Raw genomic sequence first — 12,474 nt, forward strand, 5'->3', positions numbered from 1 at the left:
GCGAATGAGCGGGTCAGTTGGTCTGCGGCGTCGACCGCGGTAGCCCGAGTTCCTGGTCGAGGAAGCTGAAGACCTCGTCAGGCGTGGCCGATCGGAACTCGATGTCGGCGCCCGCGGGTTGGTCCGCGCGGTGGGCGTCCAGCCAGTTCGACAACATCCCGCGCAGCAGCTTGGTGACGTCGTCGCGGGTCTCGAAGTCGGAGGTGAGGCCGGAGAGGGTGGCCGCGAGCCGTTCGATCTCGGTGATGACCGACGGTTCGGCGTCCTCCTCGTCCGGTCCGAGGGCGGTCCGGACGTGGCCGGCCAGCGCCTCGGGGGTCGGGTAGTCGAAGACGAGCGTGGCCGGGAGCCGGATGCCGGTGGCCCGGTTGAGCCGGTTGCGCAGTTCCACGGCGGTGAGCGAGTCGAAGCCGAGGTCCTTGAAGGCCCGGTCGGCCTCCACCTCGTCGATGGAGGCGTGCCCGAGGACGGCGGCCGCCTCGGCCCGGACCAACTCGGTCAGCATCCGGTCCCGCTCGTTTCGGGACAACCCGTTCAACCGCTGCGCGAGCCCGTCGTCGACCGGTTCTGCGTCGTCCTGCCGGACTTCGGGGAGGTCACCGATCAACGGGCTGGGACGGTGGAGCGTGAACACCGGGGCGAACCCGGCCCAGTCGAGGTCGGCGACCGTGATGGTGGCCGTCTCTCCGGCCTCGTCCATGATCGCGGCCAGTGACTCGATCGCGCGGTCGGGGTGCATCGCGCGCAGGCCCATGCGCTTCAGGCGGTCGCCGTCCTGACCCATGCCGCCGCCGCCCCACAGTCCCCAGGCGATCGACGTCGCCGCCAGGCCCCGGGCGCGGCGGTGCTCGGCCAGGCCGTCGAGGTAGGCGTTGGCGGCGGCGTATCCGGCCTGCTGGCCGCTGCCCCAGATCGCGGCGCCGGAGGAGAACGTCACGAAGGCGTCCAGACCGCTGGTGAGTTCGTCGAGGTGCGCGGCGCCGTCCGCCTTGGGCGCGGCGACCTCGGCCAGCCCGGCGACGGTGAGATCGTCGAGCGCGACGACCTGTCCCGTCCCCGCGGCGTGGAAGACGGCGGTCAGCGCGGGGCCCGACCGGTCGATCCGGGCCAGCAGCCCGGCGACCTGGTCGCGTGCGCCGGTGTCGCAGGCGACGACCTCGACGGCGGTGCCCGCCTCGGCGAGCCGGGCGGCGAGCGCGGCGGAGCCTCGGGCCTCGGGCCCGGAGCGGCTGGTCAGCACGGTCCGCGGAGCGTCACGCCCGGCCAGCCAGTCGGCCACGCGTGCGCCGATGGCGCCGGTGCCGCCCGTCACCAGGACGGTGCCCCGCGGGCTCCAGCGCCCGGACCGACCCGTCCGGGGTGCCCTGACCAGACGGCGGCCGTGGACTCCGTCGGCGCGGATCGCGACCTGGTCTTCGCGCCCGTCGGCCAGAACTCCGGCGAGCAGGGTCGTCGCGTGGTCGTCCAGGACCTCGGGAAGATCGATGAGGCCGCCCCAGCGGCCGGGGTGTTCGAGTGCGGCGGTACGGCCCAGACCCCACACCTGTGCCTGCGCAGGCGCACTCTCACCGGCGACCGCGCCCCGCGTCAGCACCCAGAGCGGGGCCTCGATCCCTTGGTCGCCGATGGCCTGGAGCAGCGCGAGTGTCGCGGCCAGACCGGTCGTGACCGTCGTGGCGCCGGGGAGCGCCGACTCGTCCAGGGCGAGCAGGGAGACCACACCCGCCGCCGGTTCGAGCCGGTCGATCTCACCGGGGCCGACCTCGATGTGGACGACCTCAGCGGTCTTCAGTGCCCGCGCGCACTCGGCGGCGAGGTCGCGCTGGGCGGGTGTGGCGACGATCAGCCAGGTCCCCGTTGGTGTCGCCGAGCCGAGGTCGGGCAGCAACGGCCAGGTGACGCGATAGCGCCAGTTCTCGGTGCCGCCGCGTTCCCGCTGCCGCCAGGAGGCGAGTGCGGGGACGACCTCGCTGAACGGGCGGTCGGCGTCGAGGGCGAGCGTGTCGGCCAGCCCGGCTAGGTCGCCGTTCTCGACGGCGTCCCAGAAGCGGGTCTCGGCCGGGCCCGCGCTCTGGGGCTTGGCTGTCTCGATCCAGAACCGGCGGTGCTGGAAGGCGTAGGTGGGCAGCTCGACCTGCGCTTTTCGGCGCAGGACCGTGGTCCAGTCGATCGTGACCCCGTGGACGTGTGCCTCGGCCAGTGACGCGAGAAGCCGGGCCGGGCCGCCGTCGTCGCGGCGCAGGGTGCCCGTGATCACTGCCGGACCGTCGAGCGTGTCGGCGATCGCCGCCGTGAGCACCGGGTGGGCGGAGGTCTCGACGAACACGCCGTAACCGGCATTTCCCAGGGTTTCGACCGCGCGGGAGAACTCCACGGGGGCGCGCAGGCTGGCGTACCAGTAGGCGGCGTCCATGGCGGGCCCCTGAAGGAACTCCCCGGTCATGGACGACACCATTGGGATCCGCCCCTGCTGAGGCGTGACTTCCTTGAGGAGCGTGAGGATCTCCTCGCGCAACTCCTCGACGTGAGGGCCGTGCGAGGCGTAGTCGACGGGCAGCATGCGCGCCCGAACACCGTCGCGTTCACAGTCGGCCAAGAGGGCGGCAACTGCCTCGGGGTTACCGGAGACCACGGTCGAGGCGGGACCGTTGACCGCCGCCACCGACACCGACGCGGTATCGCCCTGCGACTCCGAGCCCCGCGTTCTTGAACCCGGCCCAGCGGTCCGATCGGCCCACGCCTCCACCTCGGAGAGCGGCTCGACTGCCTTCTTGCGGCCCCGCGTATCGGATCCCGGCTCGTCGGCCAATGCCTCGATTCGGCTTCGAACCGCGGCGACCGGCTCGGCGATGGACAGCATCGCGCCCCGGCCCGACAGCGCGACCAGTGCCCGGCTGCGCAGCGCCACGATCTTGGCCGCGTCGTCCAGGGACAGGATTCCCGCGACCACGGCCGCTGCGATTTCGCCCTGGGAGTGGCCGACCACGGCGTCGGGTTCCACGCCCGCCGCCTGCCAGACCGCGGCCAGGGAGACCATGACCGCCCACAGCGCGGGCTGCACCACGTCCACCCGGTCGAGATCCAGTTCGTCGTCCAGCGACCAGTCGGTGTAAGGCTTCAAAGCCTTCGCGCACTCGGCCATCCGCGCCGCGAACACCGGGCTTTTCAAGGCCAGTTCGCGGCCCATCCCGGCCCATTGCGACCCCTGACCAGGGAACACGAAGGCCACCCGGCCGTTGCCGGCCGCCGGGATCACTCCCGTGACCACACTTGGGTCCGGTCGACTGGACGCCACCGACGACAACGCCGCCAGCAGCTCGTCACGGTCCCGGCCCAGCACCACCGCGCGATGCTCGAAGTCCGGCCGCGTCGTGACCAGCGACCAGGCCACCCCGGCCGCGTCCAGCGAGGGTCGAACCGGTACGAACTCACCCAGTCGCCCCGCCTGCGCCACCAGCCCGGCAGCGGACCGGCCCGAGACCGGCCACACCGGCACCGACCCGTCCAGCACCCGCGGACCGGCATCCGTATCGGCCTCACGCGTCACCGGCGGCGCCTCTTCAAGGATCACGTGGGCGTTGGTGCCGCTCATTCCGAAAGCCGACACACCGGCCCGGCGGGGGCGGGCGCCGACCGGCCAGGGCTGGGGTTCGGCGAGGAGGTCGACGTCGCCGGACGTCCAGTCGATGTTCTCCGCCGGTTCGGCGGCGTGCAGACTGCGGGGCAGTTCCTCGTGCTGGAGGGCCAGGACCATCTTCATCACACCGGCCACGCCGGCCGCGCTCTGGGTGTGGCCCAGGTTCGACTTCACCGAGCCCAGCCACAACGGCCGCGCCCGGTTCTTCCCGTACGTCGCCAGCACCGCCTGCGCCTCGATCGGGTCACCGAGAACCGTGCCGGTGCCGTGCGCCTCCACGACGTCGACGTCCCCGGCCGTCAGCCGCGCGTTGGCCAGCGCGGCCCGGATCACCCGCTGCTGCGAGGGCCCGTTGGGGGCCGTCAGTCCGTTGGAGGCGCCGTCCTGGTTGACCGCGCTGCCCCTGATCACCGCCAGCACCCGGCGCCCGTTGCGCCGCGCGTCGGACAGGCGCTCCAGCAGGAGCATCCCGGCGCCTTCGGCCATCCCCATCCCGTCGGCCGAGGCCGAGAACGCCTTGCAGCGGCCGTCCTGGGCCAGGCCGCGCTGACGGGAGAACCCGACCAGCGCGCCGGGCTGTGCCATGATCGTGACGCCGCCGGCCAGCGCGAGCGAGCACTCCCCCGCCCGCAGCGCCTGCGCCGCCAGATGCAGCGCCACCAGCGACGACGAACAGGCCGTGTCGATCGTGACGGCGGGCCCTTCCAAACCGAGGGTGTACGACACCCGTCCGGACAGCACACTCGTCGAGCCGCCGGTCATCAGGTGACCTTCGGAGCCGGTGGCGTCGAAGAGGCCGTAACCCCAGGTCGTACCGCCCGCGAAGACCCCCGTCTGGGAGCCCCGCAGGGCGACCGGGTCGATGCCGGCCCGCTCCAGCGCCTCCCAGCTGATCTCCAGCAGCAACCGCTGCTGCGGGTCCATGGCCAGCGCCTCACGCGGACTGATCCCGAAGAACCCCGCGTCGAAGTCGGCCGCGTCATGGACGAACCCACCCGAACGCGCATAGAACGAACCGGCCTTGTCGGGGTCCGGGTCGTACAACCCCTCGATGTCCCAGCCCCGATCACGGGGCAGCTCGGTGACCGCGTCGCCCCCGGCGGCCAGCAGCTCCCACAGCGACTCCGGGTCCCGGACACCGCCGGGGAACCGGCAGCCCATCCCCACGATCGCGATCGCCTCACCCTGCTCGACCGGCGCGGCGGCCACCGGTTCCGAGGTCTGGGCGCCGAGCAGCTCCGCGCCCAGATGACCGGCCAGGATCGCGGCCGTCGGGTAGTCGAACACCAGCGTGGCGGGCAGCCGCAGCCCGGTGGCGGTACTCAGCCGGTTGCGCAGGTCGACGGCGGTCAGCGAGTCGAACCCGAGGTCGGTGAACGCCCGGCCCAGCTCGACCGCGTCGCCCGAGGCGTGCCCCAGCACGGCGGCCACATGGCCGCGCACGAGATCCGTCAGCACCCGGTCACGCTCGGCCGGAGTCACCCCGGCGAGCCTGCGGCGCAGTCCGTCCGCCGCGTCGTCCTGACCGGCGGTCGCGGCGGCTGACAGCCGGACCGGCCCCGCCAGCCCTCTCAGCAGCGCCGGAACCCCGGCGCCCCGCGCCGCCTGAGCGCGCATCCCGGCGACGTCGACCCGGATCGGCAGCAGCAGCGCCTCGTCCCGGGTGAGCGCCAGGTCGAGCAGCGCGAGCCCCTCGTCGGCGGACAACTCGGCGGTGCCACCGCCGGTGACCCGGTTCAGCAGCCCCTTGTTCAGATTCCGCCCGATCCCCTCACTGGCCACCCAGGCTCCCCAGGCCAGGGAGATGGCCGGCCGCCCCTCGGCGCGGCGGCGGGCGGCGAGCGCATCGAGGAACGCATTACCGGCGGCGTAGTTGCCCTGCCCGGCCGCACCGAACGTGGCCGCCGCCGAGGAGAACAGGACGAACAGGTCCAGATCGTGGCCCAGGGTCAGCTCGTGGAGCGCCCAGGCGGCGTCGGCCTTGGGCCGCAGCACGGCGTCGACCCTGGCTGGAGTGAGCGATCCGATCACCCCGTCGTCGACGATCCCGGCGGTGTGGACGACTCCCGACAGCTTGGGCAGCCCGCTCAGCAACCCGGCCAGCGCATCCCGGTCCCCCGCGTCACAGACGGCGACCGTGACCTCCGCTCCAGCGGAGGCGAGGTCGGCGGCCAGCACGGCGGCACCGGCGGCCGATGGCCCTGAACGACTGACCAGGATCAACCGGGTGGCTCGGCCGGTCTCGGCCAGGTGCCGCGCGGTGAGCCCCGCCAGCTTGCCGGTTCCACCCGTGACTAGAACCGCACCAGGAACACGCGGCGGATGGTCCGCATTTGGCGCGACGACGGGCGGGCGGGTCAGGCGGCGGCCGTAGACGGCGCCGCCACGAGCGGCGATCTCCGGCTCGTTCACGTTCAGTACCGCGACCGGATCCCCATCGGCGGACAGGTCGGCCAGGATGATCCGGCCGGGGTTCTCCGACTGCGCCGAGCGGAGCAGGCCTAAGGCCGCCGCGGCGCCCAGGTCCGCGATCCCCTCACCGGGTTCGACCGCAACCGCGCCCTGGGTGACGACGACCAGCGGAGCCGACGAGTCGAGCGCCAGCCATTCGCGCGCCAGCTCCAGCGCCAGCCCGGTCACCCGCCGGGCGGCGGCGCCCTCATCGGTGCCCTGCTGGAGTTCCGGGTCCGGCTGAACTTCGGCGTCGCCACGAACGTCCGTGTCCGCCTGAACGTGTGCGGCTCCCCCGAGGGCGGCCACGACCGCGTCCGGGGCCGTCGCCTCGGCGGCCAAGTCGGCGAGATCCGCGTAGGCCGTCGCCTTGACCCCGGCCGCGACCAGGCGCTCGGTCAACCCCAGGTGATCAGGCCCGACGACCGCCCAGTGGCCGCCGGACACGGGTTCCGGAACGGGAACGGGCGCCCATTCCACGCTGAAGAGGGCATCCCGCAGCGCGGTTCCCGCCGGGGCCGCCACGGGACGCAGGACCAGGGACTCCAGCGACGCGACCGGTGCACCCGTCGCATCGGCCGCGACCAGCGACACCGCGCCGGTCGGCGACTGGCGCAGGCGGGCCCGGAGCACCGAGGCACCGACGGCATACAGCGACAGACCGGACCAGGAGAAGGGCATGCGCGCGCCGCCGTCGCCCGATCCGGCCAGCCAGGTGGCGCTCAGGGCCGCGTCGAGCAGGGCGGGGTGAAGGCCGTAGTCACCGGCGTCACCGGCGCCCTCGGGCAGAACGACCTCGGCGAAGACGTCGTCGTCACGCCGCCAGACCGCGCGCAGACCCTGGAACACGGGCCCGAGCCCGGCGGCCGCCGCGAGTTCCCGGTGCGCACCGTCCATCGGGACGCTCTCGGCCCCGGTGGGAGGCCACACGCCGAAGTCGAGGCCCTCGGTTGGGCGGGCGGGGGCGATCCGGCCCGTGGCGTGCCTGGTCCACGGGAGACCCGCGTCGACCGGGCGGGCGAAGATCTCGATGTCCCGCCGGTCATCATCTCCGGGGCCGCTCACGGTGACCTGCACCTGAACGGTGCCGGTGGTCGGCAGCGCCAAGGGGGCGGCCATGGTCAGCTCGTCGATCCTGGTGCACCCGAGTCGTGCTCCGGCGACCATCGCGAGCTCGGCGAACCCGGTGCCGGGGAAGAAGACGGTGCCGCCCAGCGCGTGGTCGGCGAGCCAGGGCTGTTCGGCGAGGGACAGGCGCCCGGTGAAGACGAGGACATCACCACCAGCCAGTTCGACCACGGCACCGAGCAGCGGATGCCCGACCGAACCCAGCCCCGCCGAGGCGACGTCGGCCGCCCCGGCGACAGCATCGGGCCAGTAGCGGAGCCGCTGGAAGGCGTAGGTCGGCAACGGCACCCGGCGCCCTGCGGGCAGGACCGCCGCCCAGTCGACGGCGACACCCCGCACATACGCCTCGGCCAGAGAGGCCAGCAGGCGGCGCGGACCACCGTCGTCGCGACGGAGGGTCCCGGTCACGACCGCGTCCTCGACGGTGGCGGAGACGGCGGCGGTCAGCACCGGGTGGGCGGAGACCTCGACGAACACACCGTGGTCGGCGCCAAGCGTTTCGACCGCCCGGGAGAACTCCACGGGGGCGCGCAAGCTGGCGTACCAGTAGGCGGCGTCCATCTCCGTGCCTTGCAGGAACTCACCGGACATCGCCGACACCATCGGGATCCGACCCTGCTGCGGAACGATGCCCTCCAGCAGATCCAGGATCTCCTCGCGCAATTCCTCGACCTGAGGACCGTGCGAGGCGTAGTCGACGGGCAGCATCCGCGCCCGGACTCCATCACGCTCACAGTCGGCCAGCAGCGCGGCCAGCGCCTCGGGATCACCGGACACCACGGTCGCGGCAGGCCCGTTCACCGCCGCAACCGACACCCCGGCCACAGACGCCGCATCGCCCAATGCGCTGCTCTCTCCGCCAAGTCCCGGCCGGTCGGCCCACGCCGCCACCCGGCTGCGCACGGCGGCGACCGGCTCGGCGATGGAGAGCATCCCGCCTCGGCCCGACAATGCGGTCAGCGCCCGGCTCCGCAGGGCCACGATCTTGGCCGCGTCGTCCAGGGACAGGATCCCGGCGACCACGGCTGCTGCGATCTCGCCCTGGGAGTGGCCGACCACCGCGTCGGGTTCCACGCCCGCCGCCTGCCAGACCGCGGCCAGGGAGACCATGATCGCCCACAGGGCGGGCTGCACCACGTCCACCCGGTCGAGATCCAGCTCGTCGTCAAGCGACCAGTCGGTGTAAGGCTTTAAAGCCTTATCGCACTCGGCCATCCGCGCTGCGAACACCGGGCTGCTCGCAGCGAGCTCGCGGCCCATGCCGACCCACTGCGACCCCTGACCAGGGAAGACGAACACCACTCGCCCCGGATCACCAGCGGCCGGGACCGTCCCGCTGACCACGCCGTCGGCCGGTTCGCCGGCGGCGACCGCGGTCAGTCGCGTCGTCAGTCCATCCCGGTTTTCGCCGATGACGACCGAGCGGTCCTCGAACGGCGATCTCGTGGTCGCCAGGGACCAGCCCACGTCCACCGGGTCGAAGGTCTGCGCGACCTCGCTCAGCCGTTCCGCCTGGACGGCCAGCGCGCCAGCGCCTCGGGCTGAGAGCGGCCAAGCGGTGATGCCGCCGGTCAGTACCGTCGGCGCGTCGGTGGTTTCCGATGCAGGGGCGGGGGCCTCTTCGAGGATGACGTGGGCGTTGGTGCCGCTGACGCCGAAGGCCGACACCCCCGCCCGGCGCAAACGGTCGCCCACCGGCCAGGTCACCGGCTCGGTCAGCAGGTGCACGTCACCGGCGGACCAGTCGACGTGTGGCGACGGTTCGGTGGCGTGCAGGGTCGGCGGCAGCAGGCCGTGCTGGAGTGCCAGCACCATCTTCACCACCCCGGCCGCCCCGGCCGCGGCCTGGGTGTGGCCGATGTTCGACTTCACCGAGCCCAGCCACAGGGGCCGGTCGCGATCCTGCCCGTACGTCGCCAGCAACGCCTGCGCCTCGATCGGGTCACCGAGAACCGTCCCGGTCCCGTGCGCCTCCACCGCGTCCACGTCGGCGGCGAACAGTCGCGCGTTCGCCAGAGCGGCGCGGATCACCCGCTGCTGGGAGGGGCCGTTCGGGGCGGTGAGGCCGTTGGAGGCGCCGTCCTGGTTCACGGCGCTGCCTCTGATCACCGCCAGCACCGGGTGGCCGTTGCGGTGCGCATCCGACAGGCGTTCCAGTACCAGAACGGCGGCTCCCTCGCCCCAGCCCGTTCCGTCGGCGTCGGCGGAGAAGGCCTTGCAACGGCCGTCCTCGGCCAGCCCCTCCTGGCGGGAGACCTCCGAGAACGCCGAGGGCACGGCCATCACGGTCACGCCCCCGGCCAGCGCGAGCGAGCACTCCCCCGACCGCAGCGCCTGACCGGCCAGGTGCACCGCCACCAGCGACGACGAACAGGCCGTGTCCACCGTGACGGCGGGACCTTCCAGCCCCAGCGTGTACGCCACCCGTCCCGAGATGACACTCGGCGCCATCCCGGTGAGCTGGTAGATGCCGGCGCCGGGGGCCGCGTCGGCGGGGTAGCCGGAGAACGTGCCGCCGGTGAAGACGCCCGTGGACGTCCCCTTCAGCGATCGCGGGGTGATGCCGGCGCGTTCGAGCGCCTCCCACGAGGTCTCCAGCATGAGCCGCTGTTGCGGGTCCATCGCCAGCGCCTCACGCGGGCTGATCCCGAAGAACCCGGCGTCGAAATGGCCCGCGTCGTCGACGAAACCGCCCCGGCACATCGACGAGTCCTGGTCGATCTCGATGCCGGTCTGCCAGCCTCGGTCGGACGGGAAACCGGAGATCGCGTCGCCGCCCCGGACCAGCAGGTCCCAGAAGGTCTCGGGACTGTCGGCGCCGCCCGGGAGACGGCAGCTCATCCCGACGATCGCGACGGGCTCCGGTTCGCCGGTCTCGAATTTCCGCAGGCGTTCCCGCGTTTCGTACAGCTCGGCCGAGACCTTTTTCAGGTAGGCGACGAGTTTTTCATTTTCTACCATCGGAAACCCCGAGTTCTTTTTCGATGAAGTCGATGACCTCGTCGGCGGTGGTCGCGGCCTGGAGTTTTCCGGCGGCCTCGTTCTCCTTCGGGGTGTCGCCGGCGCCGATCCATTTCGACAGGACGGTCTGCAGGCGGACCGTGATGTCGGCGCGGAGGTCGCTGTCCGCGGGAATGGCGGAGAGAATCGATTCCAGCGTGTCGATTTCGGTGAGAACCGGGGGCGCGGCGTCTTCGTCCGGGCGGAGGTGGGCGGCCAGCGCCGCGGGGGTCGGATAGTCGAAGACGACGGTGGCGGGCAGTCGGCGGCCGGTGACCTCGTTCAGGCGGTTGCGCAGTTCGACGGCGGTCAGCGAGTCGAAGCCGAGGTCCCGGAAGGCCCGGCCCGCGCCGACCGATTCGGCCGACGCGTATCCCAGCACGGTCGCGGCCTCGGCCCTGACCAGGTCGACCAGGATCCGCTCCTGTTCCGCCTTCGGCCGTCCGGCCAGTCGTTCCGCCAAGGCGGTGACGCCTGCATCAGGAAGGTCCGGGACGTCGAGCGCGGCGCGGACCTCGGGCAGGTCGGCGATGAGCGGGCTGGGCCGCCGCAGCGTGAACACTTCGGCGAACCGCGACCAGTCGACGTCGGCGACGGTCACCACTCCGCCGCCGCCGTCCACGACCGAGGCCAGGGCGCCGATGCCCCGGTCGGGGTCGAGGAAGCGCAGGCCGCGCGACTTCAGGGCGGTGGCCGCGCCGTCGCTGCCGGCCATGCCGCCGCCGCTCCACGGGCCCCAGGCCACCGAGGTTCCGGTCAGTCCTCTGGCCCGCCGGTTCTCGATCAGCGCGTCGAGGAAGGCGTTGCCGGCGGCGTAGCCGGGCTGGTGGCCGCTGCCCCAGGTGGCGGAGATCGACGAGAAGACGACGAAGGCGCTCAGGCCGGAGGTCAGTTCGTCCAGCCAGGTCGCTCCGCCGACCTTGGCGGCCATGACGGCGGCGAGTCCGGCCGGGTCCGCGTCGTTGACAAGGGTGGCCTCGGGGCTTCCGGCGGCGTGGAACACCGCGTCGAGCTTCGGCCCGGTGGCGGCGATCCGGTGGAGCAGTCCGGCGACGTCGGAACGGACGCCGATGTCGGCGGCGAGCACGGCCACCTCGGTTCCGGACGAGGCCAGTCCGGCGGCCAGTTCCGCCATACCCGGCGAGTGCGCGCCGGAGCGGCCGGTCAGCACGATCCGCTCCGCGCCGCGACCGGCGGCCCAGCGGGCGGTGCGTCCGCCGAGGGCGCCGCCGCCTCCGGTGACCAGGACCGTCCCGGCGGGTGTCCAGGGTGAACCGCTCCTGGTGGGCGCGGCCCTGACCAGCCGCCGGGCCAGGATCCCGGAGGGCCGGATCGCCACCTGGTCTTCACGGCCTGAGGTGAGCACTCCGACGAGGCGGGAGATCGCCGGTTCGTCCAGGACGGCAGGCAGGTCGATCAGGCCGCCCCACCGGTCGGGGTGTTCCAGGCCGACGACCCGGCCGAGGCCCCAGACCTGGGCGGCCATCGGTCGCACGCCGCCGACCGCGCCACGGGTCAGCACCCACAGCGGCGCCGCGATCTCCAGGTCTCCGAGCGCTTGGACGAGTCCGAGCGTCAGGGCCGTCCCCTGCTCCTCGTCGAGCGCCAGCAGGGAGACGACTCCCGCGACGCCCGGGACCAGCCGGGCCGCGATGGCCTTCCTGTCCAGGTCGTCGTCGGCCAGTTCGACGACGACCGTCTCGGCGCCGTGCGCGGTCAGCGCGTCGGCGTAGGCGTCGCCCTGGCCGGGGCGGGAGATCACCAGCCAGGTCCCGGTCAGCTGGGCGGGGGCCGGGTCGGGCAGCGGCGTCCACGAGATCGCGTAGCGCGAGTCGGCGATGACCGCGTCCTCCCGCTCCTTGCGGCGCCAGGAGGTGAGCATCGGCAGGAGGCCGTCGAGCCGGTCCCGGTCGTCGACGTCGAGCGTCTCGGCCAAGGCGTGGACGTCGCCCTCCTCGACGGCGGCCCAGAAACGCCGCTCCTGCGCACTTCCCGTGGCGTGGTCGACGGGCCCGGGGGTCAGCCAGAACCGTTCGTGGTCGAACGCGTAGGTCGGCAGGTCGACGTGGCGTCCCGGCGGCAGGATCGCGGGCCAGTCGACGCCGACGCCGTGGACGTGGGCCTGGGCCAGCGCCTCCGTCACGCGCCCCCGCACGGGGATGAACGCGGCTTCGTCGAGGACGCCCGCGCCCATCGCCGACAGCGTCCCGTCGGGGCCGATCTCGATGAACACCGAGACGCCCTGGGCGGCCAGCGTG

2 protein-coding genes (1 of these 2 only partly in view) are annotated in these 12,474 nt (G+C 73.0%); both read right to left on the reverse strand.

The annotated features are described in order from the left end of the window. Window positions 1-13: 13 nt before the first annotated feature. The gene (locus ACYQ78_RS09265) at window positions 14-10,177 is read right to left on the reverse strand and encodes a beta-ketoacyl synthase N-terminal-like domain-containing protein (RefSeq protein ID WP_459800326.1); all 10,164 of its coding nucleotides are present in this window, start codon (window positions 10,175-10,177) and stop codon (window positions 14-16) included. Beyond that, window positions 10,164-12,474 carry the final stretch of a type I polyketide synthase gene (locus tag ACYQ78_RS09270; protein ID WP_459800327.1) on the reverse strand. It continues 15,572 nt past the right edge of the window, so only the last 2,311 of its 17,883 coding nucleotides appear in the window; the start codon falls outside the window, past its right edge; its stop codon occupies window positions 10,164-10,166. The genes ACYQ78_RS09265 and ACYQ78_RS09270 overlap by 14 nt, the downstream gene beginning before the upstream one ends.

The sequence above is a fragment of the Herbidospora sp. RD11066 genome, from assembly GCF_054661255.1.

What these genes read in the sequence shown, in the direction of transcription:
- ACYQ78_RS09265 (WP_459800326.1), bottom strand. Translation starts at nt 10,177, where the DNA reads ATGGTAGAAAATGAAAAACTCGTCGCCTACCTGAAAAAGGTCTCGGCC.